This window comes from Marinovum sp. PR37 (assembly GCF_028807375.1).
Classification (GTDB): domain Bacteria; phylum Pseudomonadota; class Alphaproteobacteria; order Rhodobacterales; family Rhodobacteraceae; genus Marinovum; species Marinovum algicola.
Genome location: NZ_JARAML010000003.1, coordinates 263168 through 277127 on the forward strand (window position 1 = coordinate 263168; position 13960 = coordinate 277127).

General features: G+C 63.9%; 19 protein-coding genes. 4 read left to right on the top strand and 15 right to left on the bottom strand.

Translation table 11 applies throughout. The annotated features are described in order from the left end of the window. Positions 1-2 precede the first annotated feature (2 nt). The 9 genes from PVW49_RS04400 to PVW49_RS04440 are packed head-to-tail and all read right to left on the bottom strand — an operon-like array spanning position 3 to position 4552. Positions 3-491, bottom strand: coding sequence for a flagellar basal body-associated FliL family protein (locus tag PVW49_RS04400; RefSeq protein ID WP_274589981.1), 489 nt, complete (start codon positions 489-491; stop codon positions 3-5). 9 nt (positions 492-500) lie between these two features. Then, positions 501-1235: a flagellar basal body L-ring protein FlgH gene (gene flgH / locus PVW49_RS04405; protein WP_274561988.1), complete on the bottom strand. Its 735-nt coding sequence runs from the start codon at positions 1233-1235 to the stop codon at positions 501-503. Between the two features lie 10 nt (positions 1236-1245). Further along, a complete protein-coding gene (gene flgA, locus PVW49_RS04410) occupies positions 1246-1665 on the bottom strand; it encodes a flagellar basal body P-ring formation chaperone FlgA (protein ID WP_074836533.1) in 420 nt (139 codons plus the stop codon). Next, positions 1665-2450: a flagellar basal-body rod protein FlgG gene (gene flgG, locus PVW49_RS04415; protein ID WP_274561993.1), complete on the bottom strand. Its 786-nt coding sequence runs from the start codon at positions 2448-2450 to the stop codon at positions 1665-1667. Before flgG ends, flgA begins: the two co-directional genes overlap by 1 nt. A gap of 9 nt (positions 2451-2459) precedes the next feature. After that, on the bottom strand, positions 2460-3173 hold the full coding sequence (locus PVW49_RS04420; protein ID WP_274589982.1) for a flagellar hook-basal body complex protein: 714 nt from the start codon (positions 3171-3173) through the stop codon (positions 2460-2462). A 1-nt stretch (position 3174) separates the two neighbouring features. Then, complete coding sequence (locus PVW49_RS04425; RefSeq protein WP_048533595.1) at positions 3175-3441, bottom strand: flagellar biosynthetic protein FliQ; 267 nt, start codon at positions 3439-3441, stop codon at positions 3175-3177. A 3-nt stretch (positions 3442-3444) separates the two neighbouring features. After that, complete coding sequence (gene fliE / locus PVW49_RS04430; RefSeq protein ID WP_274589983.1) at positions 3445-3735, bottom strand: flagellar hook-basal body complex protein FliE; 291 nt, start codon at positions 3733-3735, stop codon at positions 3445-3447. 18 nt (positions 3736-3753) lie between these two features. Then, on the bottom strand, positions 3754-4146 hold the full coding sequence (flgC, locus tag PVW49_RS04435) for a flagellar basal body rod protein FlgC (RefSeq protein WP_274589984.1): 393 nt from the start codon (positions 4144-4146) through the stop codon (positions 3754-3756). Between the two features lie 16 nt (positions 4147-4162). Further along, positions 4163-4552, bottom strand: a complete 390-nt coding sequence (locus tag PVW49_RS04440) for a FlgB family protein (RefSeq protein ID WP_274589985.1) — start codon at positions 4550-4552, stop codon at positions 4163-4165. 85 nt (positions 4553-4637) lie between these two features. Here PVW49_RS04440 and PVW49_RS04445 point away from each other — a divergent pair, with 85 nt between their 5' ends. Then, positions 4638-6020 carry a FliI/YscN family ATPase gene (locus PVW49_RS04445; protein ID WP_274589986.1) on the top strand — a complete coding sequence of 461 codons (1383 nt, stop codon included), beginning with the start codon at positions 4638-4640 and terminating at the stop codon, positions 6018-6020. Between the two features lie 5 nt (positions 6021-6025). Here PVW49_RS04445 and PVW49_RS04450 read toward each other — a convergent pair whose 3' ends face one another. From PVW49_RS04450 to PVW49_RS04475, 6 genes are all read right to left on the bottom strand, one after another. Further along, positions 6026-6826, bottom strand: coding sequence for a DUF1217 domain-containing protein (locus tag PVW49_RS04450; RefSeq protein ID WP_274562003.1), 801 nt, complete (start codon positions 6824-6826; stop codon positions 6026-6028). Continuing rightward, positions 6823-7227 carry a flagellar biosynthesis repressor FlbT gene (flbT, locus tag PVW49_RS04455; protein WP_048533601.1) on the bottom strand — a complete coding sequence of 135 codons (405 nt, stop codon included), beginning with the start codon at positions 7225-7227 and terminating at the stop codon, positions 6823-6825. The genes PVW49_RS04450 and flbT overlap by 4 nt, the downstream gene beginning before the upstream one ends. Next, entirely contained in the window at positions 7224-7598 is a 375-nt protein-coding gene (flaF, locus tag PVW49_RS04460) for a flagellar biosynthesis regulator FlaF (RefSeq protein ID WP_048533602.1), read from the bottom strand. Before flaF ends, flbT begins: the two co-directional genes overlap by 4 nt. Before the next feature lie 83 nt (positions 7599-7681). Next, positions 7682-8950, bottom strand: a complete 1269-nt coding sequence (locus PVW49_RS04465) for a flagellin (RefSeq protein ID WP_048533603.1) — start codon at positions 8948-8950, stop codon at positions 7682-7684. Positions 8951-9155: 205 nt separating this feature from the next. Then, entirely contained in the window at positions 9156-9512 is a 357-nt protein-coding gene (locus PVW49_RS04470; protein ID WP_074836541.1) for a hypothetical protein, read from the bottom strand. Next, entirely contained in the window at positions 9505-9786 is a 282-nt protein-coding gene (locus PVW49_RS04475; RefSeq protein WP_274589987.1) for a rod-binding protein, read from the bottom strand. The genes PVW49_RS04470 and PVW49_RS04475 overlap by 8 nt, the downstream gene beginning before the upstream one ends. 115 nt (positions 9787-9901) lie before the next feature. Here PVW49_RS04475 and PVW49_RS04480 point away from each other — a divergent pair, with 115 nt between their 5' ends. The 3 genes from PVW49_RS04480 (at position 9902) to PVW49_RS04490 (ending at position 13938) form a co-directional block, all read left to right on the top strand. Next, the gene (locus PVW49_RS04480) at positions 9902-12826 is read left to right on the top strand and encodes a flagellar hook-length control protein FliK (protein ID WP_274589988.1); all 2925 of its coding nucleotides are present in this window, start codon (positions 9902-9904) and stop codon (positions 12824-12826) included. A 9-nt stretch (positions 12827-12835) separates the two neighbouring features. Further along, positions 12836-13507, top strand: coding sequence for a flagellar hook capping FlgD N-terminal domain-containing protein (locus PVW49_RS04485; RefSeq protein WP_082154563.1), 672 nt, complete (start codon positions 12836-12838; stop codon positions 13505-13507). 227 nt (positions 13508-13734) lie between these two features. After that, the gene (locus PVW49_RS04490) at positions 13735-13938 is read left to right on the top strand and encodes a hypothetical protein (protein WP_139211319.1); all 204 of its coding nucleotides are present in this window, start codon (positions 13735-13737) and stop codon (positions 13936-13938) included. Positions 13939-13960 lie beyond the last annotated feature (22 nt).

Here is a 13960-nt window from a genome sequence, read left to right on the forward strand (position 1 = left end):
GGTCAGACATCCTGGCGGGCGATATCGGTGATCAGCACGTCCTGCACCAGATCGCCGAAATGGCTTTGCGCGGTTTCCCGCAACGCCCGCCGCAGCACTTCGAGATTGCGCGAGCTGGTGAAGGTGCCGGTGAAGCCGCCAAGGTTGGCGTGATCGAAAAACACCTGGAGAAAGGCGTCGCGCAGCTTGGGTTCACGGGAATAGACCTCTTCCGACCGGCCCTCCGGCACCTCGACGCTCAGCGCGATCACCATCATCGAGGCGACCCTGGCCTCGCTGACCACCGGCACGATGAACTGATTGTTGAGTTTGATGTATTCGACGTCGGCGGTCGGCGTGGTCTCGTCCGGCGCCGGGTCATGCGCCGGTGCCATCTCGCCGCAGGGGTTGTCCAACTCGGCGAGGCCGGGCGCGGGCCGAAGCAGGACACCGGCGCCGACTCCGGCACCAATGCCGATCAGGGCCAGCAGGAGTGGCAGGATCTTTCCCATGAGAACACCTCAGAATGGCAGAATGACATCAAGCACTTGCTGGCCGATGCGGGGCTGTTGCACGTCGCTGATCTGGCCCCGGCCGCCGTAGGAAATTCGCGCCGAGGCGATCTTGTCGTAGGTGATCTGGTTCTGACGCGAGATATCCTCGGGGCGGACATAGCCGGTGACGATCAGCTCGCGCAGTTCAAAATTGACGCGCACCTCCTGCACCCCCTGGATCGACAGGGTGCCGTTCGGCAGCACCTCGACCACCGTGGCGGCGATCCGCAGCTCGAGCTTTTCGTTGCGCCTGACCGAGCCGTCGCCGCCGGAACTGGACGCGGAATTCAGGTTGACGGCATTGTCCAGGGTAAAGCCCGGCGGGAGGTCTTCCGAGAGCCGCTGCGGCAGGCCGAGAAGCTGTGGCACCGCAAGCGATTCAGAGCCATTGCGCCCGCGATTGGTGGAATTCGAGATTTCGGCGCTCTCGTCGATCTCGATCACCACGGTGAGGATATCGCCACGTTTGACGGCGCGCCGGTCGCCGAACAGCGAGGCCTGGCCGCCATCCCAGAGCGAGGGCTCCGGCATCCCCCGCCCGCGCGCGGTCTCGACCGGCAGGCCCGGGCTCAGCATGGCGAAATGCTCGGGCGTTTCCCGCGTGTCGGAGAAGGTCGGCGCACGGCCCAGGTGATCGAGGCGGGCGCATCCCGGCAGCATGCCAAGCGAGACCGCCATGGCGGCGCAGGTCATTTTCCTCATGTCTCGGGCCTCATTGACTGACGTTGATGGTGCCGTCCGGCTGAACGGTGCCGAATAGCGTGGTGCGCGACGACAGGTTCATCACGCGAATCCGGTCGCCCGCGCCGCCGCGGCCCAGCGCCCGGCCATCGGCAAGGATGCGCAGACCGCCGGAGGTGAAATGCAGGGTGACGATCTGGTTGCGCGTCACCAGCGCGGGCGGGCCGATGTCGCCGGGGCGGATCGGCCGACCGGCATAAAGCGTGACGCGGGTTTCCTGACCGATGAGCGCGGCCGGATCGGAAAACGCGCCCGGCACATCGGCGCTGCGCAGCGCCAGATCGGCGGGCGCAATGACGGTATTGGCGCGCAGGGTCCGGGCCGGCACAACCGTTTCGGACCAGGCGGCGCCGGCGAGACAGAGCAAGAGGATCGCCCAGAGCAGCCGCATCACCGCACCTGCGTCGTCGCGCCCATCATCTGATCGGCGGCGGAAATCACCTTGGCATTGAGTTCATAGCCCCGCTGCGCCTCGATCAGCTCGGAAATCTCGCGCACCGCGTCGACAGAACTGTCCTCGAGATAGCCCTGCCGCAGGATGCCCAGCCCGTCCTGGCCCGGGGCCGAGGTGATCGCCGGGCCGGAGGCCTCGGTCTCGAGAAAGAGGTTCGAGCCCATCGCCTCGAGCCCCTTGGCATTGGTGAAACCGGCCAGGGTGAACTGGCCCAGCAACTGCGCCTCGACGGTGTCGTTGAAATAGGCATAGACCTCGCCATCGGCATTGATCGAGATGCTGCGTGCGTCCTGCGGGATGACGATATCGGGCACCACGGGAAAGCCGTCCGAGGTGACGATCAGCCCTTCGGCCGAGCGTTTCAACCCGCCGTCACGGGTATAGGCTGGCTGGCCCGAGGGCAGGGTGACCTCGAGATAGCCCTTGCCGTCGATCGCCACGTCAAGATCGCCGCGGGTGGCCGAGAGCGCGCCCTGTTCGAGCTGCACCGACACCGCCGCCGGACGCACCCCGAGGCCAAGCTGCACCCCGGTGGGCAGGACCGTGCCGTCAGAGGCGCTGACGGCGCCGGCGCGGGCGTATTGCTGATAGTGCAGATCGGCAAATTCGGCGCGCCGCGCGTTGTAGCCGGTGGTCGACATGTTGGCGAGGTTCTGCGAAATGGTCTCGACCCGCATCTGCTGGGCGGTCATGCCGGTGGCGGCGATTTTCAGGGCACGCATGGCGGCCTCCTATTTGAGGAAGGTTTGCATCGCAGTGCGGATGCGTTCGTTTTCGGCGTCGAGAAAGCTCTGACCCATTTCATAGGCGCGCTGAACCGCGATCATCCGGGCGATCTGACGGATCGGATCGACGTTGGAATTCTCGAGAAACCCTTGCAACAAGCGCGGGTTTTCCACCGGTGCAAAGCCCGCCTCGGCGCGGAACATCACGCCATCCTCGCGGATCAGGTCCTGGCCCTCGACCGGGCGCACCACGCCGAGTTGCGCCAGCGGTCTGCCGTTCGAGCTGAGCGTGCCGTCGCCGCCGATCGCCAGATCGGTGGCGTCCGGCGGCACGAAGATCGGCGCACCGCCGGCGTCGAGCACCGGATCGCCCTCCTTTGTCACAAGATCGCCCTGGCCGTTCGTCGAAAAGTTGCCGGCCCGGGTCAGCCTTTCGCCGGCGGGAGTCTGGACGAGGAAATAGCCGCTGCCCTCGATGGCAAAATCGAACCGCCCGCCGGTGGGCGTCAGCGCGCCCTGCAATTCCGAGGCGGCGCCGATGTTGCCGCTGGCCATCGAGATCGAGGGGCCGTTTTCGACCTGCACCACATGTTCCGAGAACACCATGTTCTCGGCACGAAAGCCGGTGGTGGCGGCATTTGCGATATTGTTGGCGACGACCTGCATCTCGCGCATCAGCCCGGCCTGGCGGGTGAGCGTGGTATAGGTGGCGTTTTCCATGTCAGACCTCGACAATCAGGGGGATGATCCAGCTTTGGAAAAAGGCGGTGAGCCGTTCGGTCATGAAACTCATCGAGAGCCAGAAGACGGCGACGATGGCGGCCAGTTTCGGCACGAAGGTCAGCGTCATCTCCTGGATCGAGGTGAGCGCCTGAAACAGACCGATGGTGACCCCGGCCACCAGTGCCGCCGACAGGATCGGCAGCGACATGGTTACCGAAATCCAGAGCCCGTGGCGCATCGTGTCAAAGAAAACCGCCTCATCCATCGGTCAGACCGGCATCCGCAGGATTTCCTGATAGGCCTCGACCACCTTGTTGCGCATCGTCACCACGGTTTCGACCGCCAGTTCGGACTGCGCCAGGGCCTGCACCAGCGCATGCGGATCGGCGTCGCCGATCATGGCCGATTTGGCCGTTTCCTCGGCGGTTTGCAGCGTCCGGGCGAAATCCCGGGCGGTGTCGGCAAAGGCCGCGCCCATCGAATGGGGGGGGTCGTCCGGCTGGGTCGCAGGGCGAGAGGCCGCGTATTTCTGCGCGGCAAGGATTGAACGGACATCCATTCTGGGTCTCCTATCTGGTTATCTGCGCAACAGCTCCATCAGACTCGATGACATCTGGCGTGCCTGGTCGAACATCTTGAGGTTGGCCTCGTAGCTGCGCTGGGCTTCCCTGGCGTCGGCAATCTCGATCACCAGGTTGACGTTCGACCCCTCGTAATGGCCGGTGTCATCGGCCAGCGGATGCGAGGGATCGTAGATTTTGGCCAGATCGTTCTGATCCAGCCTGACGCGACCGGTGGTCACCTGGCCCCGCGTGTCGCCGTTCTGGCGCATCTCTTCGAACGGCACGGTTTTGCGCCGATAGCCGGGGGTGTCGGCATTCGCGATGTTTTCCGAAACATGGCGAAGTCGCGCTGCCTGGGCTTTCAGCCCGCTGGCAGAAACTGAGAAAGAGGACGAAAAATCGGTCATGTGTCAGGGCTCCGGGTCACTGGCGGCCAAGGCTCGAGCGCAGGATGTTGAGCGAGGCGCGATAGACGGCGAGCGCCTTGTCATGCTGGCGGCGGATATCCACCGCGCGCAGCATTTCGGTTTCGAGTGAGATCGAGTTGCCGTTGGGATCGCTGATCGCGCCCGGATCTTCCACCGGCGCGGCGGCGCCTTCGGCGCGGGCGCCGGAGAGATGACTGTCGCGGGTGGCGCGCAGCCCGAACTGGGCCTGCTGTTGCAGGACAAGCTGCGGAAAGGCGACCAGGTCGCGGGCCTTGTAGCCGGGGGTATCCGCATGGGCGAGATTGCGCGCGGCAATCGCCTGTCTGGCCCCGGCATGGCGGGCCATGGCCTGCGACAATTGCAGGACTTCGAGATTGTCGAACATCGGGGCTTCTCCCTCGATTGGCTTCAATCAAGGCTTAACCCTGATTCCTTTAGAAATGGTTTTCAGCAGATAAAGGAGGCGCACGATGCAGACGCCGCGGCTGGAAGGTTTGAAAAACAGGATTGCGGGGCTCACGCCGGTCCGGCCGTTCGGCCGGGTGGCCAGCGTCGACGGCACCTATCTGATGGTGGCGGGCCTCGGGCAGAATGTGCGCATGGGCGATCAACTGCGGCTGGTGCGTTCGCGCGGGGCGGCGCTGGGCGGCGAGGTGCTCAAGATCGCGGCCGGCGGGGTGATGATGCTGCCAGATGACGCGCTTGAAGGGGTGGCGCTGGGCGACAAGGTGTTCCTCATGCCCGAGGCGCAGATCGCGCCGCATGCCGGCTGGATCGGCCGGGTGATCGACCCCTACGGCCTACCGCTCGATGGCCGCCCGCTGCATGGCGGGCCGGAGCTGCGGCCGATCCACGCCCGGCCACCCGATCCGGCCAGTCGCCGGCGGCTGGGGGCGCGGCTCGATACCGGGCTGGTGCTGTTCAACACCATGCTGCCGATCGTGCGCGGCCAGCGGATCGGGTTGTTTGCCGGTTCGGGCGTCGGCAAGACCAGCCTGCTCGGCCATCTCGCCCGCAAGATGGAGGCCGATGTCGTGGTGGTCGCGCTGGTCGGCGAGCGCGGCCGCGAGCTGCGCGATTTCGTCGATGATGTCATGGGGCCGGAGGGCATGGCGCGCAGTGTCGTCGTCGCCGCCACCTCGGATCGCTCGCCGCTGGTGCGCCGCCGCTGCCCCGCTGCGGCCATGTCGATTGCCGAGCATTTTCGCGATCAGGGCCTTCAGGTGCTGCTTCTGACCGATTCGATCACCCGGCTGGCCGACGCCCATCGAGAGGTTGCCGTGGCGGGCGGCGAGGTGCCGGCGCTGCGCGGCTATCCGCCCTCGATGGCGCATATGATCATGTCGCTCTGCGAACGCGCCGGGCCGGGGCCGGAGACCGGCGGCGATATCACCGCGATCTATACCGTGCTGGTCGCCGGGTCCGACATGAACGAGCCGGTGGCCGATGTGCTGCGCGGGGTGCTCGACGGGCATGTGGTGCTGGAGCGGGCCATCGCCGAACGCGGCCGGTTTCCCGCTGTCAACGTCCTGCGCTCGGTCTCGCGCAGCCTGCCGGAGTGCGCCACCGAACGCGAGAACGCGCGTATCGGCCTCGCCCGAAAACTGCTCAGTGCCTACCACGGTTCGGAAACCATGATCAAAGCCGGGCTTTACAGCGCGGGTGGCGATCCGGTGCTCGACCAGGCGGTGCAGGTCTTTGACAAGCTCGACGGGCTGATCGCGCAGCAAGAAGACAGCATCGACAAGAGCTTTGCGCGACTGGAGGTCGTGTTGCGGGAGGCCGAGGCCTTTCGCCCGAAATCGAAACCGCTGGCCAGGCCGCCCGCCGCGCGGCCGCAGCCCCGCCCGTGACAGGCCTATTGCGGGATGTTCCGAAGCAGGGTCAGCGCCACCGACATGCCGGAAAGAGCGGCACTCTCCTGAAGCTGGCCTTGCAGCAGAAATTGTTCCACCAGCCGTTCCCGCAGCTCGGGATCGGCAAAATCCGCCACCTCTGATACGCCGAACCGCGCCTGCGATTTTTCGCGGAACACGGCGAGCTGCCGGTCGAGTTCGAGCTGCGAGAAGCTGTCCGGCAGGTTGAGCGCGGTTTCAAAGATTTTGCGCAGGGCAGGCACGCCCATCACCGTGTACCAGCGGCCGTTTTCGGTGGTGCCGGTGTCGGCGGCAAGTTCGGGAAGCGCGCGGTCGGCGTAGAGCGCGATCCGCAGGTTGTCATCCTGCGCGCCCACCGACGCCTCGAAGGAGGCCCGGTTGAATTTCTCCACCACGGTTTTGGCAAAATCCGCGCCGGCGGTGTGGGGGCCGAGCGGCTGATCGAAACCGAAAGCCTCGGCAAATTGGGTATAGCGATCATCGGCCATCTTGTTGGCCAGCGCATCCGGCGCCAGGGTGCCGTCGGCAAGGACTTTCTGAATGAAATACCTGTTGTCGATATCCTCCTGAAGCCCGTAGGCCCCCAGCGCCACGCGCAACAGGCGGCGATCGCCGACCAGCTGTTCGGCGGTGTCGACCTTGGCGATATTGGCCGCGAAATAGGCGGTGTCGCGCGAGATCTCCGCCGACCGGTTGAGCGCGGCCTGCTGGGTTTCCATCGTCCGGCTCAGAAGCTTCCAGCCGACGAGGCCGGTGCCTGGAAGGATCGGTTGAAAGCTCATCTGTGCCCCGCGGCAAAAATTCGGTCCTCGCGCGGGATAAGCGCGCGCAGCGACTTGAGACATTGGTAGAACTGATCGCCGAGCAGGGCATCGGTCGCGGCGGTCAGGTGGCGGCGGCTGTCGGTATCGGTGAGGATCTGGCTGAGTTCCTCGATCCGCCGCAGCAGCTGCAACCGGGTTTCATCCGGTTCGGCGTCGCCGGTCAGCACAAGCTGCGTGGCGAAACAGACCCGGCGCACCGGCGTATTCGCCTCTTCCGGATGAATGGCGTCGCGCAGGCGCAGGATATTGGCGTTTGGGGTCACGATGTTGAGCCGGCTGCGGCGGTCGCCGTTTTCGATCACCGCGCCGTTGATCAGCACCCGTTCCTTGGGCCCGAGTTTGAGAACGAGCCCGGTCATGTTCTCGCGCTCCCGCGACGCAAGCCGCGCAGGATCGCGGTGTTGATTTCCAGAAGCGGCACGACAGTGGCTTTCCGGGCCAGCACCTGTGCACTGTGGCGCTTGGTGAATTCCGACAGAAAGAAGATCCGCGCCTTGAGGTCCTGGGGCAGGGGGTTGTCACGATCGGCGACGTCGGCGGCGAGGATGGTCCAGAGTCTGTTGTTGCGGTGCAGGGCGCCGGCAAGACGGGGAAAATCCGAGGTCGCCTTTTCGGCGGCGGCCTTCAATTCGTGGGTGGTGCGGGCAATGGTCTCGTATTCGGCCCGGCGATCGGTTTTCGTGGCGGCGGATTGCGCATAGGCGCGGTGGGCCATGGACTGGGCGTTCATGCCGCATCCTTCCTTCTGGAGTATGAATTGATGTCACCCGGCGGTCGGGGGGCGAAGACGGCCTTCGCCCCCGTCCGTCTCGGTTACCGGAAGAGCGACAGGAGCTGCTGCGGCGCCTGATTGGCGATCGAAAGCGCCTGCACACCCAGCTGCTGCTGCACCTGAAGGGCCTGGAGGCGGGCCGAGGCCTCTTCCATGTCGGCGTCCACCAGGCTGCCAATGCCCGAGGTCAGCGAATCGGCCAGGTTCATGATGAAGTCCGATTGGGTCTCGATCCGGCTTTCGACCGAGCCGAAGGCCGCCGCGGCTGACGTGGCCGCCTGGATCATGCCTTCGATATTGCCCAGCGCGGTTTCCGCGCCGGCCTCGGTCGAGACATCCATGCTGGACAGCTGCGCCAGGGCGCCGGTGCCGCGTTCCTGGGTCAGCGTGACGCCAATGCCAGTCTCGGAAGTGAGGTTCTCGACATCGAGCGTGCCCGCCCCGAGCGTCAGCGAGAAGTCGTTGGTATCGAGCCCGGCTTGTAGCATGCCGTTTTTCAGACCGGCCAGGACGGCATTTGCATTGTCGCCTTCCCGAACGACATAGCTGCCCTCGATATTGCCGATTTGCAGACGCATGGTATCGCCGGCGACAAGGCCGGTGGTAACCGCATTGTCGACACCCGCGTCAGAGGCCTTGAGCGCCGACGTGCCGGTTGCGCCGCCGCTCGTGTCAAGGAAGGCCGAGCCGAGCGCGATCTGGACATCGTCGTCGGTGCCGCCGTTTTCGTCCAGCGATGCGGTGTCGGCGGTGGCCGCCGTGATCGTCGTGCCGGTATCTGTCGACAGGTTCTGAGCATCGACGCCGATGTTGGACACGCTGATCGCGCCGGAATTGTCTCGGTCCAGCGACGACAGCACATCGGCGCCGAGATTGCCGTTGGAGTTGAAGGCGCCGGCCGTGCCGTTGACCAGATTCAATCCGTTGAACTGCGCGGCGCCGACCACCGATTCGATCTGGCCGATGATGGCCTGGACGTCGTCCTGAAGCGTTCCGCGATCGAGATTGTCCGCCTGGGCGCTGACAATCAGATCCTTCATGTCCGTCAGAAGATCTGTGACGGTTTCGGAAGCGTTCCGCGCGACGGCCACGGTCGATTGGCCCAGCGAGAGATTTTCGCCGATCGACTTGAAGCCTTGCACATCGGATTCCATGACTTTGGAAATTGCCCAGATCGCGGCGTTGTCCTTGGCATTGGCCACCGATTTACCGGTCGAAATTTCGGATTGCACATCCGAAAGGCTTTTGTTGATCCCCTTGAGGGTTTGAAGCGCGACCATTGCGCTGGAGTTGGTCAGAATACTGGACATAGATTATCCTCATAAGCGAGACGCTTTTGCGTCAATTTCATGCCACAGCCGGTCTCCCGGCATCTCTGTCATTCTGACACTTGCAATCTGCACGAACTTCGCGTTGATTGCGCCACCATCAGAGGTGCATCGCCACCATGGAGCCGTTGTCCTAAGGGTTTGCTAATGCGTGCCTCATTGTTTGGCAGGATTCTCTTAAAAACGGTCAGGCCCGTTTTTCAAGCCGGCCTCCGGGGGATATATCGATCATCTTGCGCCGGCCGGAGCGGTCATAGGTCTCAAGCGACCTGCGCACCTTTCGAATCGCTGCGAATCTCTGTGCGACGGCCTCGATCCCCTTCATGGCGCTTTCAATAAGTTCTTGATTACGCGTGATTTTGATGCGAATCTCGTCAAGCCCTTCGGTGTCGGAGGCGGCGCATTCAGCCAGGTCACGCAGCAGTTTTTCCTTGGTGTCGAGCACGCGCCCCACGGCATCAATGTCGCCTGCGAGAAGCGCCGCCCGCTCGGTCTCCAGAAGATCGTTCAATTCGTCCAGAATTGCTATGTCGCGATCAGCCATTTTCGGCCTCGATCATCGTTTTGACGAATGCTTCGCTCAGCCCCAATCCACCGGCTTCGACCATCGCATTCGCCTGCGCGCGAACGAGAAACGATGAGAATTGTTCTTCTCCTATTCCACCATTGAAACTGTTCGGTTGTCTGCCGAATCCGGCGGATTTCAACATTTCCGCCAAAAACGTCACTTCTAATTCATGCGCCACTTGCCTTGCTTCTTCGGAGGTGGCTGGTTGCCGGGCCACATGTGGGCCAATTGGCTGAATCAATAATGACATTGGGCAGTCCTCACAAATTGTTCCGGTTTATTCCAATTTGCCGCAGGACCGGTAAAGAACTGGTAACCGTCATCGCGGATAAAGGCTGGAGTTGGGAAGAATTCCTGGAGTCCTTATGCAAATTGAATCGATTTCCGGCGGCCTCGGGTTTCTGCGCGCTGTGCCGAAGCTCGAAGGTCTCCCTCCGGGCGCGGAGCGAACGGTCAGCTTCAGCCAGATGTTCCTGACTGGTCGGAGCGCTTTTGCTGACAAGGAGAAGGGCGACGCAGCCGCTCCTGGCGTTGGGGGAACGGGGGCTGCGCCTGATCGGAAGGGTTCGGATGCAATCGCGCCGGAGGCGCCCGTCGCCGAATTGGCCCAGCCCCCTTCCGCCAAGGTGAGCCCGCCCGAAACAATCGAGCCTGCACCGGAAGGCCGGGAAATCGTGGCGGACAAGGCTGATGCCAAGACGGTGGGCCCCCTGTCCGCCGTGCCTGAAGCGGAGAGCGGCGGGTCGACCCGGCCTTTGCCTGTGGATCGGCCCGTGCAACCCGATGCCGATATCCTTGCCGATGGGAATATCGCTGTACGCCTCGGCGGCGACGGCTTGTCGACACAGCCGCCCGCCTTGGGCAACGGGGATGCGCCCGATGCAAAGTTACTAGGGCCAGTTGAGCCGACGCCGAAACCGCGGGGGCAAGGCGCTGACATGGAAGCCGATACGCGGATGGCTATGTCGCGTCAACCTATTGAAGAATTGGAGAAAAACTCGGAATCTCCAACGGGTTCGAATTGGAGGGAAAAGCCCGATCAGGCGGAACGTGCCTTCCGAAAAATCGATCCCTCGGAAACGGACTCCGCGCGCGGGAGCGTGCCGGATATGATTGTGCGCGCCGCCGCGATGGAAACCAGGAATTCCTCTCGCATTGCGCCGCTGACGAGTGGCAAGCCGGCACCGCACAATTGGCCCGTACGCTCGGTTGGGCCGGAGCCCGCAGCGGCGCAACCGGCATTGGCTGATCGGCGCGCCGCCGGTGAGGCTCGTACATTCACGGACACGGCGATGGGCGCAGAGCGCGCCCCGAGGCAGATGACCGCCATGCCATCGGAGCACCTGCCGATAATTTCTGAACCGAGCCGGAAGGATGCGCGCCCGGCTTCGGGCCGCTCCGCACAGGCTTCATCTTCCCCGCCGCCTCGCGAGCCCACGGAGGCGAAGTCCCCGCCGAAACAACGGCTCCAGCCGGCAGGCCGCCAAAGCACCCATGTCCCGCCTGCCGGTTTTAGTCGGTCGGCGCACGGCGCGGAAATGCCGGATGACAGCCCCGGACATCGCAATCCGCCGTCGCAGGAGGAGGCGGTTCTTCTTCCGGCGGCAACCGCTGAACCGAAGCCGAACCCGGGGCGGGGTGCGACGGATGTGTCGGACCCGCGTTACGGCTATTCCACCCAGAACGGATCACCACGGCGCGCCGCCGTTCCGGCGCTGACGATCCCGTCGAGCGAAGCCAGGTCAAGCGAGGTGAAACTTTCGAGGACGATGCGTCCGGCTGAACCGGAAAGCACTGGGGATATGTCGAATTTTCGGCGCGTTAAATCTCCGATGGTGGCGGCTATTGGGGGCTCTGCTCTATCGGAGGGGGCATCTGGACCGCCGTCCGCAAATTCTGCCCGAGATTTGGCCGGGCTGCGGGATCGGCCTTCGACGGAAATGATGGCCGGCGCCGAGGGCAAGACGACAGCGGCCGGGAGTAGTGCAGAGAAGGGCGGCGCCATCTCGCGGCCGCCGGGCGACATTCCGCAGCCGGCTGCGGCGCCAGTCAAAGCGGCGGAGGCGAACCGGGGCGGAGGGGCTCTTTTTCCGGCAATTGAATACTTCTTCGAGCCGAACCACCCGCGCCAAAAGGCCGTCCCGCGTGACGTGCAGACCGACGGCGCGCAGGTGCATTTTCGCGACCGGCTCTCCCGGCTTGCCGCCATTTCAGCAGACCGGCCAACGCGCGAACAGCCCGCTGAAACCGAGCCAATGGCGCGCGAGTCCCCTGACCCTGGCCGGGCGGGGCGTCGCGCCGGGCGGGACGTTCCAACTTCGGCACCGGTGTCCGGGGCGTCCGGTGCGGTCGCAAGCCTTCCTTGGGCAAATCCCTCTGGCGGTGCCGGGACAGGCGACAAGTTTGTCGCCAGGTCAGCTGCCGATCCGTCTGCCTTTCCGCCCCGCAATGGCCTAAGCGGGCCAGACGAAACCGGCGAGGATGCTCGCAGGCCTGTAACCACAGGTGATCCTGAGGTATCGACCCACCGCCAGCGGAGGGAGCCTGCGCCGCGAGGCCTTGATCGGATGGACGCCACGCGCCCAGGGATCTCGACCGGTTTCGACCCCTTGCCCGACCATGTGTCGACGGGCCTTCAAAATCGGGGTCCCGATCGGGGGGACGAAGCGGAAGCTCCCGGCGACCGGCTTGCAACGGGCCGTGGTGAGTTCTCCGGCCGCCCGGTTGCCGAGTTGATTGTCAGGGCTGGGGCAGGACAGGTCGCGGCGTCGGACGAGCGGGCCGCCTTGGTGAGCCCGGCCGGTTTTGCGCCAGAGACCCCGAGCGCGCCACAGGCGGAGAGCCTGCTCAGGCAGAGCGGGTCGCAGGGGCCGCCGACGGCCCACGCCGCGCAGACGATGGCGCGTGAGATTGCCCAGCAGATGGCCCCAGTCGTGCGCGCCATGCCCGGCGAATTCACCGAAATCACCCTGCGACCGGAAGAGCTCGGGCGTGTCCAGATGCGGATGCGCGGGCAGGAGGGGCAGATCCTGCTTCAGGTTGTCACCGAACGGCCCGAAACCCATGATCTCATGCGGCGCCATATCGACGTCGTCGAACGCGCCTTCCGCGACCTCGGATACAGCGAAATCGCTTTCGAATTCTCCACCTCCGGTCAGAGCAAGCGCCAGCCCTGGTCCGAAATCCCGGCGGGTGACCCGGAAGTTTCGCCAGAAACAGCCGAGGCGGAGGATGCCGCGCCCGGGCCTGAAACCGAGGGCGCGGCCGCGCGCCTCGATATCCGTGTATAGGAGAGCGAGATGATCCCAGCCACCAGCCCGCAGGCACAGACCACAGCGCAGGCTGCGTCGCCGGTGCCGACCACTTCGAGCAGAGGTGCGTTGTCTTCCGACTTTGACACGTTCCTGCAAATGCTCACCGCGCAGATGCGCAATCAGGACCCGCTCAACCCGCTCGATTCCACCGAATTCGCCTCGCAACTGGCGACGTTTTCCTCTGTCGAGCAACAGGTTGTCACCAACGACCTGTTGGGCAGCATGATCACCCTTCTGGGGGTCGGCGGGCTGGGCGATATGGCGAACTGGGTCGGTCGCGCGGTGCGCTCTGACGCGCCGGCCTATTTCGACGGCACGCCGATTGCCCTCTCGGTGGCCCCGTCGCATCTGACTGACGAGAGCTATCTCGAGGTCTATGACGACACCGACACTCTGGTGCAGCGACTGCCATTGACGCCCGGACAGACCACCTTTGAATGGGCCGGCGTCGATGACGGCGGCACGCCGTTTGTGGCCGGCCACTACAACTTTGTGGTGGACAACATTTCGCAGGCCGAATCAATCGGTCAGACACCGGTTTCGAGCTATCAGGAAGTGACGGAAGCCCGCATAAACAACGGAGAACTTGTGCTTGTGCTCAACGGCGGATACCCCGTAGACGTGGAAAACATCACCGGAGTTCGCGCTCTGGGGTGAATGCTACACCAGTTGACCGGTATTTGAGCAGCGGAAATTGGGCACATGATGCATTCTCGACACAAAAAACCTTGGGTCACGCCGATTTGTTGCACAAAAGACGCGGTGCGCGGGGCAGCGAATTTTCGCAGGATTTTCACGATGAACGGGTTTGAAACCAAAGGGCCTTCGTAGTAGCTTCTTTCCGCGTGGGGTGCGTGTTCACCCAAGAATGTCTGGAGAACATTATGAAAAAATTTGCCATGGCAGCAGCAGCTGCTACTTTTATTGCGTCGGCTGCACCTGCTGTTGCTCAGCAAGCTGATACGGCCGCAGATCCCTTTGTTGCGACTCAAGGTACCACTGAACTGGCCGTTATTGGCGCCGTGACCACCCTGGTGATCATTGCAGCAGCCTCGAATGGCAGCGGCAGCTCGTCGGGCACCGACTAAGTTTTTTTTACAGAGAATTCCT